The sequence below is a fragment of the Streptomyces sp. GLSS-08 genome (assembly GCF_056387915.1).
In genome coordinates, this window is the sequence record NZ_JBWJAQ010000003.1 from 255101 (window position 1) to 270882 (window position 15782).

Sequence of the window (15782 nt, forward strand, 5' to 3'; positions counted from 1 at the left end):
GCGGTCTCGTGAACGCTGCTCCGGGGGATGACCGGACTCGTGGTGTGCGTGGCGGTGCTCGTGGTCGCGAGCGCCTACGGAGTGCTGCATCGGCGGCGGAGCGGGAGAGTCGCAGTGCGCGGGCGTGACGGCGGTAGGCGAATCGGCGCGGCCGAGCTGGGGGCCCGGCTCGGTGAACGGGCCACGCTCGTCCAGTTCTCCAGCGCCTTCTGCGCTCCCTGCCGGGCCACCCGTCGCGTACTCGCCGAGGTGGCCGGCCTGGTCCCCGGCGTGTCCCACGTCGAGATCGACGCCGAGGACCACCTGGACCTCGTGCGGGAACTCGGCGTCCTCAAGACGCCCACGGTGTTCGTCCTCGACGCGGACGGCCGGATCGTGCGCCGGGCGACCGGGCAGCCGCGCAAGGCGGACGTGATCGCCGCGCTCGGCGAGGCCGTCTGACCCGTGGTGATCTTCGTGAGGCATCTCGCAGAACACGGGACGCCCTTGACTGTGCCCGCCACCTATCGTCAGCCTGACCGTATGCCCCGGGAACTCCTTCTCTTCGAGCGTGTCCATGTGGACCTGGCCCGCACCGCGAGTGCGTGCTGTCCGGGCCGTTGAGCACCTACGGACCCGCCCCCGACCGCGGCCTCGGCCGAGTGGGGGGACCGCCACGCCGCCTCGCGAAGAAGGACCACCAGATGACGGCCACGCCCGGCCTCGGCACCGCGCAGTTCGCCTCTCCCGACCTCCTGCGCGCCGTTTTCCGGCAGCACGCGGCGGGAGTCGCCGTGATCACCGCCCAGGGGGCCGCGGGCCCGGCCGGCTTCACCGCCACCTCGCTCACCTCGGTCTCCGCCGAGCCCCCGCTCGTCTCCTTCGGCATCGGCACCGGCGCGTCCAGCTGGCCCGCGGTGGCCGAGGCGGACCATGTCGGCGTGCACATCCTCGGCGAGCACCAGCAGGATCTCGCCGCCACCTTCGCGCGGAGCGGCGCCGACCGCTTCGGGGCGCCCACCCGCTGGCGCGAGGGCCCCGAGGGCGTCCCCCTGCTGGACGACGTCCTCGCCTGGCTGGTGTGCCGGGTCGTCGCGCGCGTGCCGGCCGGGGATCACCGCATCGTCCTGGCCGAGGTCTCCCAGGGCGACCCCTCCGGCGCGGGCCGCCCGCTGCTCTACCACCAGGGGCGGTTCAACGGACTGCGTGACTGGCGGACGTGATTCCGGACCAGGTGTGGCCGATGCCACAGGCGCCCGCGGTTGATTACGCAGCGTTGTCAAGGTCACAGTTCAAAGCGCTTGCTTAGTGGGCATCCGGTAGGTGTACTGACGAGTAATATTTCGTTCGGAGCGCGGGTCGCCCCGACCGGGACCGGCCGCTTCAGGCGCCTATGCTGCCTGCAAGAAGGCAGCCCAGAAATGACGATGCAGTAGGAGAGCCGGCGTGAGCTTGAGGATCGTTGTCACTGTGAAGTACGTGCCCGACGCCACCGGCGACCGGCACTTCGCCGATGACCTGACGGTGGACCGCGACGACGTGGACGGTCTGCTCTCGGAGCTCGACGAGTACGCGGTGGAGCAGGCGCTGCAGATCGCCGAGAACGCCGACGACGCCGAGATCACCGTGCTGACCATCGGCCCCGAGGACGCCAAGGACGCGCTGCGCAAGGCGCTGTCGATGGGCGCCGACAAGGCCATCCACGTCGAGGACGACGACCTGCACGGCACCGACGCCATCGGCACCTCGCTGGTGCTGGCGAAGGCGATCGAGAAGGCCGGCTTCGACCTCGTCGTCTCCGGCATGGCCTCCACCGACGGCACCATGGGTGTGGTTCCCGCCCTGCTGGCCGAGCGTCTGGGCGTGCCGCAGGTGACCCTGCTCTCCGAGGTCTCCGTCGAGGACGGCGTCGTCAAGGGCCGCCGTGACGGCGACGCCGCCTCCGAGCAGCTGGAGGCCTCGCTCCCCGCGGTCGTCTCGGTCACCGACCAGTCGGGCGAGGCGCGTTACCCGTCCTTCAAGGGCATCATGGCCGCCAAGAAGAAGCCGGTGGAGTCCTGGGACCTGTCGGACCTGGAGATCGAGGCGGACGAGGTCGGCCTCGCGGGTTCCTGGACCAAGGTCGACTCCGCTGCCGAGCGTCCGGCGCGCACCGCCGGCACGATCGTCAAGGACGAGGGCGAGGGCGGCAAGCAGCTGGCCGAGTTCCTCGCGGGCCAGAAGTTCATCTAGGCCCGCAGATTCGCCCGGGGTCCGGCCCGTCGGACCCCACTGCCCCCTCACACTTCGTAAGCAGGAGAGAAGAAGTCCCATGGCTGAAGTTCTCGTCTACGTCGACCACGCGGACGGCGCCGTCCGCAAGCCCACGCTGGAGCTGCTGACGCTGGCCCGGCGTATCGGCGAGCCCGTCGCTCTCGCCCTCGGCGCCGGTGCCGGCGACACCGCGGCCGTGCTCGCCCAGCACGGCGCGGTCAAGGTCCTCACCGCCGACGCCTCCGAGTTCGCCGACTACCTGGTCGTACCGAAGGTGGACGCGCTCCAGGCCGCGTACGAGGCCGTCTCCCCGGCCGCCGTGCTGCTGCCGTCCTCCGCCGAGGCCAAGGAGATCGCGGCCCGTCTCGCCGTCCGCATCGGCTCCGGCATCATCACCGACGCCGTCGACATCGAGGCCGGCGACGAGGGCCCGGTGGCCACGCAGTCCGCGTTCGCCGCCTCCTTCACCACCAAGTCCCGTGTCTCCAAGGGCACTCCGGTCATCACGGTCAAGCCGAACTCGGCTCCCGTGGAGGCCGCGCCGGCCGCGGGCACCGTCGAGGCCCTGACGGTCTCCTTCTCCGAGAAGGCCACCGGCACCAAGGTCACCTCGCGCACCCAGCGCGAGTCGACCGGCCGCCCCGAGCTGACCGAGGCCGCGATCGTGGTCTCCGGCGGCCGTGGCGTCAACGGCGCCGAGAACTTCTCGATCATCGAGACCCTCGCCGACTCCCTCGGTGCGGCCGTCGGTGCCTCGCGTGCCGCGGTCGACGCCGGCTGGTACCCGCACTCCAACCAGGTCGGCCAGACCGGCAAGTCCGTCTCGCCGCAGCTGTACATCGCCTCCGGCATCTCCGGTGCCATCCAGCACCGCGCCGGTATGCAGACCTCGAAGACCATCGTGGCCATCAACAAGGACGCCGAGGCCCCGATCTTCGACCTGGTCGACTACGGCGTGGTCGGCGACCTCTTCGAGGTGGTCCCGCAGCTCACCGAGGAGATCAACACCCGCAAGGGCTGATCCCTCTCACGGGAGACCGGTCCGCCAGGGCCACGTCTCCCGCTCCTGCCGGGGCCGCGCGGTGTTCGTCACCGCGCGGCCCCGAGCGGTTCCGGGGGACCATTGACGCAGATCGCGACCGCCTATAACTTCGCTATACGGATTGTTGATTCCGTACAGCGGAAAACAGGAGGGTGTGGGATGGGTCAGGGTCAGCAGGAGAAGGTGGCAACGAGCCTCGCGGGCGCCGTCAGCGAGGAGATCAGCGCCTCCCTCGCCCCGGTCGACACGGAGCTGGAGCGCCGCTATCCGGGAGACCCCGGCACCCGGCAGCCCGTCCACACGGTGTACGTCCCCGGTGACGCCTTCGCCGCCGACACCATCCGCTCCTGGGGCGACCGGGCCCTGGCTGCCCTCGACGAGCACGCCCCCGACGCCGCCTCCTTCGCCGCAGTCCTCGGCCTCGCCGACGACCTTGCGGGACCCGTGTACGACCGCGTGCGGGCCAAGCTGGAGCGTGAGCCCGTCGAGGACCTGCGCGTCGACTTCGAGGACGGCTACGGCCCGCGCCCCGATGCCGAGGAGGACGCGGCCGCGGCGCGCGCGGCACGACTGATCGCCGAGGCGTACGCGAACGGCACGGCGGCCCCGTACATGGGCATCCGCATGAAGTGCCTGGAGGCCCCGGTCCGCGACCGCGGCATCCGCACCCTCGACATCTTCCTCACCGGCCTGATGGAGGCCGGCGGCCTGCCCGGGGGACTCGTCCTGACACTGCCGAAGGTGACGTACCCGGAGCAGGTCACCGCGATGGTCCGGCTCCTGGAGGAGTTCGAGAAGGCGCGCGGCCTCGAGCCCGGCCGGATCGGCTTCGAGATCCAGATCGAGACCAGCCAGTCCATCCTCGCCACCGACGGCACCGCCACCGTCGCCCGCATGATCCAGGCCGCCGACGGCCGCGCCACGGGGCTGCACTACGGCACCTTCGACTACAGCGCCTGCCTTGGTGTGAGCGCCGCTTACCAGGCCGGCGACCACCCGGCCGCCGACCACGCCAAGGCGGTCATGCAGGTCGCCGCGGCGGGCACCGGCGTCCGCGTCTCGGACGGCTCGACCAACGTCCTGCCGGTCGGCCCGACCGCCAAGGTCCACGACGCCTGGCGCCTGCACTACGGGCTCACCCGCCGCGCCCTCGCCCGCGCCTACTACCAGGGCTGGGACATGCACCCCGGGCACATCCCCACCCGGTACGCGGCCGTGTTCGCCTTCTACCGTGAGGGCTTCGAGCAGGCCGCCGCCCGCCTCGCCCGCTACGCCAACCAGGCCGGCGGCGACGTCATGGACGAGCCCGCCACCGCGAAGGCGCTCAGCGGCTACCTGCTGCGCGGCCTCGACTGCGGTGCCCTCGACGTCGCCGAGGTGGCCCGGTTCAGCGGCCTGACCCGCGCCGACCTGGAGGCGTTCACGTCCCCCCGGCGCGGCAACCTGACCGCGTCGGCCGAGTAGCCGGGTGCGGTGCGTGTACAGCTGGATCGTCGAAGGCGACGAGGTACGCGGCGGGATCGCGTTGAGGTACGGCCCCGACGAAGTCCTGAGCCAGGCTCGTGTGGAGGACTTCGAGGACAGGGGCGCCTGGCGGTAGGCCCAGCACGGAAGCTTCCTCCGGCGTCGGCCTATGGGCAGCGATCTCGTCACCGGCACGGGACACGACGTGGCCTGGTTCTTCAAGTCCGGCTGCCCCGTGCGGGCGGTTGCAGCCGCGGGACCCCGTGGGCATGGGTTGACGGCATGGAGCAGGGGGCGAACTCCGCGGTGTCGCAGGCCGTGCCGCGGGAGCATGAGGCAAGCGGGCGGCCTGCCGACCGGCGGAACATCGGCAAGAGCCCGGGCGGGGCGGCTCGTTCGTCCTTGCTGATGGCCGTCGGCACGGTGGTCTCACGGGCGGCCGGGCTGATCCGCCAGGCACTGTCCTCCCCAAGCTCCAGCGAAGTGACATCTGGCTCGGGGTGACCGGCCGGGGCCTTCGGCTTGGAGCGCAGTCGACCGGGGTCGGCACCCGCAGCAGCTTGGCGAGCCGGGCGACCTCTTTGAACCGGCCCCAGAACGAGGGGGCGGCATCACCATGCGGCCACCGGGGCCGCTCCTTGCCGGCCGCCCCGCGGTGTAATAGCATTACGAGCGTAAGCCAAACGATCGTAATTCAATTACTCAGGGAGTCCGTCATGGCGAGACAACGGCCGGTAGCACTCGTGACGGGGGCGTCATCGGGGATCGGTGACGCAACCGCTCGCGCCTTCGCCACAGCCGGGTTCGAGGCGATCGGAACCGGACGGAGCACCTCGGGACTCGCCCCGCCCGCCGGTGTGACCTTCCTCGACCTCGACGTGACCAGTGACGAATCCGTCACCGCCGCCGTCCAGGAAGTGATCGGACGGTTCGGACGGATCGACGTCCTCGTCAACAACGCCGGCCTGGGCTCGGCCGGCGCCGCCGAGGAGAACTCCGTCGCCCAGGCCCAGAGCCTCTTCAACCTCAACTTCTTCGGTCTCGTCCGCGTGACGAAGGCCGTCCTGCCGCCCATGCGCGATCAGGGCCGTGGGCGCATCATCAACCTCTCGTCCGTCCTCGGCGTCGTCCCGCAGCCCTACATGGCCCTCTACGTCGCCGCGAAGCACGCCATCGAGGGCTATTCCGAGTCCCTTGACCACGAGGTCCGCGAGCACGGCGTCCGCGTCCTGCTCGTCGAGCCCGGCTACACCCGGACCGCCTTCGACGCCAATGCCGCGCAGCCCGACACCCCGCTGCCGCTGTATGCGGAGCGGCGGCGTGTCTTCGACGAGGTGGTCGCTGCGGCGATGAAGACCGGCGACGACCCCGGCGTCGTCGCCAAGGAGATCGTCAGGGCAGCCACCGCCCCGAAGCCGAAGCTGCGCTACACCGCCGGACCGCTCGCCTCACGCGTCACCACCGCGCGACGCCTCGTCCCCGCCGGGATCTTCGACAAGCAGATCCGCAGGTTCAACCGGATGCCCGGCTGACGTCGCACCCGGGCCATCGACCTGCAGTGCGCGTGAGGGCGCGTTTCAGTTCTGACCTGACGACGAGCATCACCATGGGAATCAGCACGGAAGCACAGCAGTTCGCGCAATTCCTGACCCCGCTCACTCGTCGTGGGCTTCCGTCTGGCGCCCGACCGCCCCCCACCGGCAGAGATCGACGACGCCGAGACCGCTACAGCTGGCTGCTCGCCCGTCTTCTCACGGGCCGGCGGGCGATCGAGTAGACGGGTCAGTGGCTTCGCCGGCACCTCGGGCAGCTGACGTGGAAGCTGCCTGACATGCGCATCGTCCGCCGAGAAGGCAACCGAGAAGATCACGCAAAGGGATGACCGACATGAAGGCATTCGTCGTCGAGAAGTACGGCAAGGACGGCCTGCGCGCCGCAGACGTTCCCGAGCCCACCGTCGGGGACGGCGACGTCCTGGTCCGAGTGAGCGCCACCAGCATCAACCCGCTGGACAAGATGGTCCGCAACGGGGAGTTCAAACGACTCCTGAAGTACAGGCTTCCGTTCGTGCTCGGCCACGATGTCGCCGGGGTCGTGACGCAGGTCGGGTCGGCCGTGCGCGACTTGGCGGTCGGCGACGAGGTCTACGCACGTCCCCGCGACCTGCGGATCGGAGGCTTCGCCGAGTTCATCGCGATCGACCAGGACGACGTCTCGCCCAAGCCGGAGTCACTCACCCTCCGCGAGGCGGCCGCGGTGCCGCTGGTGGCCCTGGCCGCCTGGCAGATCCTCGTCGACCGCGCCCACGTGATGCCGGGTCACAAGGTGCTCATCCATGCCGGTGCCGGCGGCCTCGGATCGACGGCCATCCAGCTCGCCAAGCACCTCGGTGCCACGGTGGCGACGACCACGAACTCCCGCACCGAGAAGCTGGTCAGGAGCCTCGGCGCCGACATCGTCGTCGACTACACCAAGGAGGACTTCTCGCAGGTGCTGTCCGGCTACGACCTGGTGCTGGACTCCGTTGGCGGGGCGAACCTCGAGAAGTCACTGACTGTGCTGAAGCCGGGCGGCCTGGCCATCGGTGTCGTCGGCCCACCGGACGCCGGGTTCGCCAGGCAACTCGACGCCCCGTCGTTCATGGGCGTGGTCATGGCCGCGCTCAGCCGCAAGGTGCGCAAGCGGGCCAAGGCCCTGGGTGTGCGCTATCAGTTCTTCTTCATGCAGGCCAGCGGCGCCCAGCTCCGTGAACTCGGCGCCCTGTACGACAACGGACAGCTCCGCCCGGTCATCGACCGGACTTTTCCCTTCGACCGGACGCTCGAGGCGATGGCGTACGTCGAGCAGGGGCGTACCACGGCCGGAAAGGTCGTGATCTCGATGGCGCCCGGCAACGACTGAACCGGGCGGGCGGCAGAGAGAGGCGTGGCGGTGCTCCAAGAGGCCATTCGCCCACATTGGAGTGCGCTCGTAATCCAATATGATGACGAAGCCGACGGAGGGCGCGTGTCCCTTCCCGCGCACAAAGGAGCGAGCGCGTGGCGCGTTACGGGAAAGAGCACAAGCAGGCGACGAGGCAGCGGATCATCGAGACCGCCGGCCGCCGGTTCAAGCAGGACGGTATCGACGGCTCGGGCATCTCGACGCTGATGGCGGACGCCGGACTGACCAACGGCGCCTTCTACGCCCACTTCGAATCCAAGGACGATCTCGTGGCCGCCGCGGTCGCGGAGCAGTTGCGCGCGCAGTACGCGAACGTCATCGAGCAGGCGGCCCCCGGGATCGCCGGACTCGAGCAGATCGTACGGTGGTATCTGTCGCCCCAGCACCGCGACAGTCCCGATGACGGCTGCCCCTCTGCCGCACTCCTCGATGAGATCGGGCGCTGCGCGGACGAGACCAGGCAGGCGTACACCGACGGCGTGCTAGCCGTCATCGACGGTATCGCCGCTCGCCTGGCGCCTGCCGATCCGCACTCGGTGCACACGAAGACCCTCAGCGTCTACGCCATGATGGTTGGGACACTGCAGCTCTCCCGCGCCCTGGCCGACCGCCGACTCTCCGACGAACTCCTCGAAGAGGGCATCCGCAACGCCCTCACTCTGCTCAGCGCGCAGGAGTCCCGCTGACACGCCACTGAACCGCACCGAGGGCCAGGAGCGGGCCCTTTACGCTGCCGCGGAAATGGAGCAGCGGACGCCGCCTCGGTCCGTCCGCTGGGGTACATGCTCCAGGCGTTCGGGCTCGGGCTGATCCCGTCCTCCACCCGTCCTGTCCGGCGGGCCTCGCCCTCACCGCGTGTCTGCTCCGCGGGAAGCTCGGTGGTCGCATCGACGACGGAGGTGTGCGCCGCACCTACGTGAAGCTGCCGTGCGCTCCGGGCCCGGCAGCGGCCCTGGGCTGGGCCGCGACGAGGCGCGACGCCGCGATGCGGGGGACCAGGAGCGTGGGCCCGGTTTTCCGGTGCGGGCGAGCGCGGCGGGGTCCGGACTCCGGCCGTCAGCCCGACGGGGGCAGTTCGCCCGAGCCCCGGGTGATCAGGCGGGTCGGCAGCTCGATGCGTTCCGGGGTGACGAGGCTGCCGTCCAGCTGGCGGAAGAGACGCTCGGCGGCGGTGCGGCCGAGGGCTGCGGCGTCCTGGGCGACGACGGTGACGCCGGGCTGAAGGAGGTCGGCCAGCTCGAGGTCGTCGAAGCCGACCAGGGCGACGGGCCTGCCGCGCTCGGCGATGACACGGACGACGGTGACGGTCACGCGGTTGTTGCCCGCGAAGACGGCGGTGACGGGGGAGGAGCCGGACAGCATGTCCTCGGCCGCGCGGCGCACCCGCTGGGGGTCCGTGACACCGAGGGACATCCAGGCGTCCTCCACCGGTATGCCCGCGTCCTGCACGGCGGCCCGGTAGCCGCGCAGACGCTCGGCGGCGGTGTGGATGCGCGGCATGTCCCCGATGAAGCCGATCCGCCGGTGACCGTGCGCGATGAGGTGGGCGACGCCGTCGCGGGCACCCCCGAAGCTGTCCGACAGCACGACGTCGGCGTCGACCCTGCCCGCGGGGCGGTCCACGAAGACCGTGGCGACGCCCGCCTTCATCTCCGGCTCCAGATACCGGTGGTCGTCGCCGGCCGGGATGACGACGAGCCCGTCCACGCGGCGGGCGCACAGGGCGAGCACCAGCTCCTGCTCGCGCTCCGGGTCCTCCGCACTGGACCCGTTGATCAGCAGGGCGCCGTGGGCGCGGGCGACCTCCTCGACGGCGCGGCTGAGAGGGCCGTAGAACGGGTCGGCGAGGTCCTCCAGGACGAGACCGATGCTCGCGGTGCGCCCCTTGCGCAGCACCCGCGCACTGTCGTTGCGGCGGAACCCCAGCGCGTCGATCGCCTCCTGGACGCGGCGCTCGGTGTCCGGGGTGACCCCCGGCTCGCCGTTCACCACGCGCGAGACCGTCTTCAGGCCCACACCGGCCCGTGCCGCCACGTCCTTCATGGTGGGACGATTGCCGTAACGGGTCTCGGATCGGCGGGCGGTCTCGGCCACGATGTGCTGTCCTGTCCTGTCGTCCACGGGGATGCGTAGGTCCATGGGGTTGTATGAGGATGTGGCGTCGAGCATAGAGCCTGGACAACGTTGTCAGATGCGGGAGACACTGTCCACCGCAATCTCCGGTCCCGCTCCCCACCAGGGGGAGCGTCGTTCTGCCGGTTCCGGCCGGGGATCCGGGCCCGCCGCGGCAGCCGCCGCGCGCCGGGACCGGCATGACACAGCAGCGGGAGACCTGACTCTGATGCACACCGACCTCGTGGCCGCGCTCGACATCGGCGGCACCAAGATCGCCGGAGCGCTGGTGGACGGCCAGGGCCGGATCCTCCTGCGCGCGCAGCGCGCGACGCCCGCGCGGGAGGACGGCGACACCGTCATGCGGGCCGTCGAGAGCGTCCTCGCCGAGCTGGCGCTCTCCCCGCTGTGGGGCGGGGTGAGGGCCGTCGGCATCGGCAGCGCGGGCCCGGTGGACGCCTCCGCCGGCACGGTGAGTCCCGTGAACGTGCCCGGCTGGCGCGGCTACCCGCTGGTCGAGCGGGTCCGTACGGCCACGGCGGGGCTGCCGGTCGAACTGATCGGTGACGGCGTGGCGATCACGGCGGCCGAGCACTGGCAGGGCGCCGCCCGCGGTCACGACAACGCCCTGTGCATGGTCGTGTCCACCGGCGTCGGCGGCGGTCTGGTGCTGAACGGGCAGTTGCACCCGGGCCCCACCGGCAACGCAGGTCACATCGGACACATCAGCGTGGACCTCGACGGTGAGCCGTGCCCTTGCGGCTCCCGCGGCTGCGTCGAGCGCATCGCGAGCGGCCCGAACATCGCCCGGCGTGCGATCGAGGGCGGCTGGCGGCCCGGCCCCGACGGTGACACCTCGGCAGCCGCGGTGGCCGCCGCGGCGCGGGCGGGCGACCCGGTGGCCGTCGCGTCCTTCGCGCGTGCGGCCCAGGCGCTCGCCGCCGGCATCGCGGCGACCGCCACCCTCGTCGAGATCGATGTCGCCGTCATCGGCGGGGGTGTGGGCAAGGCGGGGGACGTCCTCTTCACCCCGCTGCGCAGGGCACTGAGCACGTACGCGACGCTGTCGTTCGTCGAGCGGCTGACCGTGACGCCCGCGCTGATGGGTACGGACGCCGGTCTGGTGGGTGCGGCGGCGGCCGCGCTCAACGGGAGGCCGAGCACGACCGCCGGCGTGTGAGTGTCCCGGGCGGGGAGCGAGCGGCGACCCCGGTGGGAGGACGGTCAGCGGCGGTTTTGAGCGGGGCGAGGCCTACCCGGTCCGCACCGGAACCCGCGCACCATGCCGGTGTCAGTGCCCGTCGCTACGCTGGCGGCAATGTAACTACGAACAAGTCGGGTTACTGCTGTGCCCCGTCCTTCCGCCCCGTCAGGGACAGCACCGGGAGGGCGGGGCATGCTGCTGCCGGGGGCCCGTGAGCCCGATGGCGAGAGGTGTGAGCGGAGCGGGCGGGCGGTGGGTCCGGCGGGGGAGTACCCGTGACTCATCCCCGGGTCCGTAGTTGATCCGGGCATGAAGAAGCGAACCATGCTCGCCGTAGCCTCCCTCGCCACCGGTTTCGTCGTCGCGGCGGTCACTCCCTCCCACGCCCTCGGAGGGGACGCGCTGGGCGACCTGAATCTCGAGAGCACGCTCAGCACCGTGGACCACACGGTCAGCAGCGACAGCCTGGCCATGGAGGAAGGCGTCCTGGACCAGGACGGCTGACCGGCACCTTCGCGGCGCCGGCATCCCGGAGGTCGGCCGGGGTGCCGGCGCCGACGCGTGCCGCCCTTCGGGAGGCTCCCTCAACAGCGCCTGGTTTCCGTGGCAGGGTGGAGCGGGCAAGCCCCAGGGGGCCAACAGAAGAGGGGGAACCGTGATCGTCTGGATCAACGGTGCGTTCGGTGCGGGGAAGACGACGACCGCACGGGAACTGATCGACCTGATCCCGAACAGCACGCTCTTCGACCCCGAGGTCATGGGCGGAGCACTCACGCATCTGCTGCCGGCCAAGCGCCTCGCCGAGGTCGGCGACTTCCAGGACCTGCCGATCTGGCGACGCCTCGTGGTCGACACCGCGGCCGCCATGCTCGCCGACCTCGGCGGCGTCCTCGTGGTCCCGATGACCCTGCTGCGCCAGGAGTACCGCGACGAGATCTTCGGCGGCCTCGCCTCGCGCCGCATCTCCGTACGCCATGTGCTCCTCGCCCCGGCGGAAACGATCCTGCGGGAGCGAATAGCCGGGCGTGAGGTGCCACCGGACCTGCCCGACGGCGAATTGCGGGTGCGCAGGTGGTCCTTCGACCACATCGAGCCCTACCGCGCCGCGCTCGCCTCCTGGCTCACCGCCGACGCGCACCTCGTGGACACCAGCACGCTCACCCCGCACGACGCCGCCCTGCGCATCGCCGAGGCCGTGCGCAGCGGGGACGCGGCCGTCAGCGACATCGTGCAGACGCCCGAACCGACCGCCGAGACCCTGGCGGCCGGCGTGCTCCTCTTCGACGAGCAGGACCGGGTGCTGCTCGTCGACCCGACCTACAAGCCGGGCTGGGAGTTCCCGGGGGGTGTCGTCGAGCCGGGCGAGGCTCCCGCGCGCGCGGGGATGCGCGAGGTCGCCGAGGAGACCGGCATCGTCCTCGACGAGGTGCCCCGGCTCCTCGTCGTCGACTGGGAGCCGCCCGCACCGCCGGGCTACGGCGGCCTGCGCCTCCTCTTCGACGGCGGGCGCCTGCCCGCCGATAAGGCCCGGCGCCTGCTGCTTCCGGGCCCCGAACTGCGCGAATGGCGTTTCGTCACCGAGAAGGAGGCGGCCACACTGCTGCCACCGGTTCGCTACGAACGGCTGCGCTGGGCGCTGCGGGCCCGGGAACGAGCGGCGGCACTCTACTTGGAGGCCGGTGTCCCGATGGGCTGAGGACGACGGGCGTACGAGGAGTCGACTCCGGCGGTTGAGAGCAGTCCGTTCGCGAGCCGCGGGGCCTACGGAGCGTACGAGTCCGTTCGCCTGCGGAGGAGGCCTGCCGGGCGTCCTACGCCGAGAGCGGGGCCCCTCTGCTGAGGGCAGAGGGGCCAGGGGGCCGGGCCGGCGGGGGCCGGGCCCGCCGGATCAGCTCGCCGCGTAGTTGCGCAGGAAGAGCGTCTCCGCCACGGACAGGCGCTCCAGCTCCTCGGGAGACACGCTCTCGTTCACCGCGTGGATCTGGGCCTCCGGCTCGCTGAGCCCGATCAGCAGGATCTCCGCCTGCGGGTACAGCGAGGCGAGGGTGCTGCACAGCGGGATGGAGCCGCCCTGGCCGGCGTACTGCATCTCCTCACCCGGATAGGCGACCGCCATGGCCTCGGCCATCGCCGCGTACGCCGGGCTGGAGGTGTCCGCCTGGAACGCCTGGCCCTGGCCGATCTGCTCCGTCCGCACGCGCGCCCCCCACGGCGTGTGCGCCTCCAGATGATTCTGGAGCAGCTTGGTCGCCTCGGCCGCGTCGGTGCCCGGCGGCACCCGCAGGCTGATCAGGGCACGGGCCCCGGCCTGCACGGAGGGCGTCGCCCCCACCACCGGCGGGCAGTCGATGCCGAGCACCGTGACGGCCGGACGTGCCCAGATGCGGTCGGCGACCGTACCGGACCCGATCAGCTGCACGCCGTCGAGCACCTTCGCGTCCCTGCGGAAGCTCTCCTCGTCGTACTGAAGCCCGTCCCACCGCGTGTCGCCGGTGAGGCCGTCGACGGTCGTCGAACCGTCCTCGGCGCGCAGCGAGTCCAGTACGCGGATCAGCGCGCCGAGCGCGTCGGGCGCGGCGCCGCCGAACTGCCCTGAGTGCAGGTTCCCTTCGAGCGTGTCGACCTGCACGCGTACCAGCGTCATGCCCCGGAGCGTCGAGGTGACCGTCGGCAGGCCCGCCCGGAAGTTGCCCGAGTCGCCGATGACGATGGTGTCGGCGGCCAGCAGCTCCGGGTGCGCCTCGGCGTACCGCTCCAGACCGCCCGTGCCCTGCTCCTCGGACCCCTCCGCGATCACCTTGACGTGCACGGGCACACCGCCGTTCGCCTTCAGCGCACGCAGGGCCAGGAGGTGCATGATCAGACCGCCCTTGCAGTCGGCGCTCCCTCGTCCGTACCAACGGCCGTCGCGTTCCGTCAGCTCGAACGGCGGAGACGCCCAGGCCGCCTCGTCCAGGGGCGGCTGCACGTCGTAGTGCGCGTACAGCAGGACCGTCTTCGCGCCCTCGGGCCCCGGCAGGAAGCCGTACACCGACTGCGTGCCGTCCGGGGTGTCGAGCAGTGCCACGTCCTGGAAACCCTCGGCCCGCAGCGCGTCCGCGACCCAGCCCGCGGCGCCCTCGCTCTCGCTCCGGGGGTATTGGCCGAAGTCCGCCACCGACTTGAAGGCCACCAGCTCGGTGAGCTCCGCCTTCGCCCGGGGCATCAGCGAGGCGACGGTCTCGGCGACCGGATTCGACGACATGGGCACGCTCCTTGTGGGTGCGACGTGGTACTTCGGTGTACGAGTACGGGCGGTGCGGGGTGCACGGGGTGTGCGAGGTGTGGACCTCGTGGGGTTGTTCCACGATGTTTTCCTGGTGCGTACGCGCGTACCGGTGTGCAGGGCGCATACGCTGCCGATCCTCCCACAGTGGCCTGCGGCGATACCCGCCGTAGGATGCGGGGGAAAGGTGCGGCAGGCGGCTGGATCGGGAGCACTGGACCATCGTGAGCAGCGAGAACTCTTCGACGGCGGACGACGCGCAGCGGGTATGGGACGTCGTCGTGGTGGGCGCGGGACCCGCGGGGGCCTCGGCCGCCTATGCGGCAGCGGTCGCGGGACGCAGCGTCCTGCTGCTGGAAAAGGCGGAGCTGCCCCGCTACAAGACGTGCGGGGGTGGCATCATCGGCCCGTCCCGTGACTCGCTGCCGCCCGGCTTCGAGCTGCCGTTCCGGGACCGGGTGCACGCGGTCACGTTCTCCCTGGACGGCAAGTTCGCGCGCACCCGGCGCTCCAGGCAGATGCTGTTCGGGCTGATCAACCGCCCCGAGTTCGACCAGCAGCTCGTCGAGCACGCCGAGAAGGCAGGTGCCGAGCTCCGTACGGGTGTGACCGTCTCGCGGGTCGAACAGCACGGCTCGGCGGTACCGGACCGGCGCACCGTCGCCGTCGTACTGCAGGGCGGCGAGTCGGTGCTCGCGCGTGCCGTCGTCGGAGCGGACGGCAGCGCCAGCCGGATAGGAGCACACGTCGGTGTGAAACTCGACCAGGTCGACCTCGGCCTGGAGGTGGAGATCCCGGTGCCCGACACCGTCGCCGAGGACTGGAAGGGCCGCGTCCTCATCGACTGGGGCCCGATGCCCGGCAGTTACGGCTGGGTCTTCCCCAAGGGGGACACCCTCACGGTCGGCGTGATCTCGGCCCGCGGTGAAGGCGCCGCCACCAAGCGGTACTTGGAGGACTTCGTCGCCCGGCTGGGGCTCGCCGGCTTCGAACCGAGCATCTCCTCCGGGCACTTGACGCGCTGCCGGGCCGACGACTCACCGCTGTCGCGCGGCCGGGTGCTGGTGTGCGGCGACGCGGCGGGACTGCTGGAGCCGTGGACCCGCGAGGGCATCTCCTTCGCGCTGCGCTCGGGACGGCTGGCGGGGGAGTGGGCGGTACGGATCGCCGAGGCGCACGACGCCGTTGACACCCGGCGCCAGGCCCTGAACTACGCCTTCGCGATCAAGGCGGGCCTGGGCGTGGAGATGAGCGTGGGCAAGCGTCTGCTCGCGGCCTTCGGGCGCCGTCCGGGTCTGTTCCACGCCGCGCTCACCGGTTTTTGGCCCGCGTGGAAGGCGTTCACGGGGATCACCCGTGGCTCGACCTCGCTCGGCGAGATGGTGCGCAGCCACCCCATGGCGGGGCGCGCCCTGACCGCTCTCGACCGGCAGCCCGCTCCGCCGACCGACTGACGCGTGAGAGCGGCCGTCCGTGGGCCGGCGGGTGCGCAGGCCCACCGCGTACTCCGCGGGGAGTAC

16 protein-coding genes and 1 pseudogene are annotated in these 15782 nt (G+C 71.4%); 14 read left to right on the forward strand and 3 right to left on the reverse strand.

Annotation, left to right across the window (positions count from 1 at the left end):
* Positions 1-27: 27 nt before the first annotated feature.
* From AC0ZLC_RS06600 to AC0ZLC_RS06630, 7 genes are all read left to right on the forward strand, one after another.
* A complete protein-coding gene (locus tag AC0ZLC_RS06600; protein ID WP_476750932.1) occupies positions 28-441 on the forward strand; it encodes a TlpA family protein disulfide reductase in 414 nt (137 codons plus the stop codon).
* Positions 442-522: 81 nt separating this feature from the next.
* Positions 523-603 (forward strand): putative leader peptide, encoded by an 81-nt coding sequence (locus AC0ZLC_RS06605; RefSeq protein ID WP_476751195.1) that lies wholly within the window; start codon positions 523-525, stop codon positions 601-603.
* 80 nt (positions 604-683) lie between these two features.
* Complete coding sequence (locus AC0ZLC_RS06610; RefSeq protein WP_476750933.1) at positions 684-1202, forward strand: flavin reductase family protein; 519 nt, start codon at positions 684-686, stop codon at positions 1200-1202.
* A gap of 223 nt (positions 1203-1425) precedes the next feature.
* On the forward strand, positions 1426-2211 hold the full coding sequence (locus AC0ZLC_RS06615; protein WP_476750934.1) for an electron transfer flavoprotein subunit beta/FixA family protein: 786 nt from the start codon (positions 1426-1428) through the stop codon (positions 2209-2211).
* 79 nt (positions 2212-2290) lie between these two features.
* Positions 2291-3253, forward strand: coding sequence for an electron transfer flavoprotein subunit alpha/FixB family protein (locus AC0ZLC_RS06620; RefSeq protein ID WP_476750935.1), 963 nt, complete (start codon positions 2291-2293; stop codon positions 3251-3253).
* 180 nt (positions 3254-3433) lie between these two features.
* On the forward strand, positions 3434-4738 hold the full coding sequence (locus tag AC0ZLC_RS06625; protein WP_476750936.1) for a DUF6986 family protein: 1305 nt from the start codon (positions 3434-3436) through the stop codon (positions 4736-4738).
* A 13-nt stretch (positions 4739-4751) separates the two neighbouring features.
* Complete coding sequence (locus AC0ZLC_RS06630; protein WP_476751213.1) at positions 4752-4874, forward strand: hypothetical protein; 123 nt, start codon at positions 4752-4754, stop codon at positions 4872-4874.
* Positions 4875-4880: 6 nt separating this feature from the next.
* Here AC0ZLC_RS06630 and AC0ZLC_RS06635 read toward each other — a convergent pair.
* Positions 4881-5405, reverse strand: a pseudogene (locus tag AC0ZLC_RS06635) (hypothetical protein); the annotation flags it as partial.
* A 49-nt stretch (positions 5406-5454) separates the two neighbouring features.
* Here AC0ZLC_RS06635 and AC0ZLC_RS06640 point away from each other — a divergent pair.
* From AC0ZLC_RS06640 to AC0ZLC_RS06650, 3 genes are all read left to right on the forward strand, one after another.
* Positions 5455-6270, forward strand: a complete 816-nt coding sequence (locus tag AC0ZLC_RS06640) for an oxidoreductase (RefSeq protein ID WP_476750937.1) — start codon at positions 5455-5457, stop codon at positions 6268-6270.
* 355 nt (positions 6271-6625) lie between these two features.
* A complete protein-coding gene (locus AC0ZLC_RS06645; protein ID WP_476750938.1) occupies positions 6626-7639 on the forward strand; it encodes an NADP-dependent oxidoreductase in 1014 nt (337 codons plus the stop codon).
* Positions 7640-7776: 137 nt separating this feature from the next.
* Positions 7777-8367, forward strand: coding sequence for a TetR family transcriptional regulator (locus tag AC0ZLC_RS06650; protein ID WP_476750939.1), 591 nt, complete (start codon positions 7777-7779; stop codon positions 8365-8367).
* Positions 8368-8737: 370 nt separating this feature from the next.
* Here the strand turns inward: AC0ZLC_RS06650 and AC0ZLC_RS06655 are convergent, their stop codons facing one another.
* Positions 8738-9820 carry a LacI family DNA-binding transcriptional regulator gene (locus AC0ZLC_RS06655; protein WP_476750940.1) on the reverse strand — a complete coding sequence of 361 codons (1083 nt, stop codon included), beginning with the start codon at positions 9818-9820 and terminating at the stop codon, positions 8738-8740.
* Positions 9821-10022: 202 nt separating this feature from the next.
* Between AC0ZLC_RS06655 and AC0ZLC_RS06660 the strand changes: the two genes are divergently transcribed.
* The 3 genes from AC0ZLC_RS06660 (at position 10023) to AC0ZLC_RS06670 (ending at position 12693) form a co-directional block, all read left to right on the forward strand.
* Positions 10023-10973: an ROK family protein gene (locus AC0ZLC_RS06660; RefSeq protein ID WP_476750941.1), complete on the forward strand. Its 951-nt coding sequence runs from the start codon at positions 10023-10025 to the stop codon at positions 10971-10973.
* Positions 10974-11306: 333 nt separating this feature from the next.
* The gene (locus tag AC0ZLC_RS06665) at positions 11307-11501 is read left to right on the forward strand and encodes a hypothetical protein (protein WP_476750942.1); all 195 of its coding nucleotides are present in this window, start codon (positions 11307-11309) and stop codon (positions 11499-11501) included.
* A gap of 151 nt (positions 11502-11652) precedes the next feature.
* Positions 11653-12693, forward strand: a complete 1041-nt coding sequence (locus AC0ZLC_RS06670; protein WP_476750943.1) for an NUDIX hydrolase — start codon at positions 11653-11655, stop codon at positions 12691-12693.
* 192 nt (positions 12694-12885) lie between these two features.
* On the opposite strand, the gene AC0ZLC_RS06675 is transcribed toward AC0ZLC_RS06670, so the two are convergent.
* The gene (locus AC0ZLC_RS06675; protein ID WP_476750944.1) at positions 12886-14241 is read right to left on the reverse strand and encodes a M20/M25/M40 family metallo-hydrolase; all 1356 of its coding nucleotides are present in this window, start codon (positions 14239-14241) and stop codon (positions 12886-12888) included.
* 245 nt (positions 14242-14486) lie between these two features.
* Between AC0ZLC_RS06675 and AC0ZLC_RS06680 the strand changes: the two genes are divergently transcribed.
* On the forward strand, positions 14487-15716 hold the full coding sequence (locus AC0ZLC_RS06680; protein ID WP_476750945.1) for a geranylgeranyl reductase family protein: 1230 nt from the start codon (positions 14487-14489) through the stop codon (positions 15714-15716).
* The last annotated feature ends 66 nt before the right edge of the window (positions 15717-15782 follow it).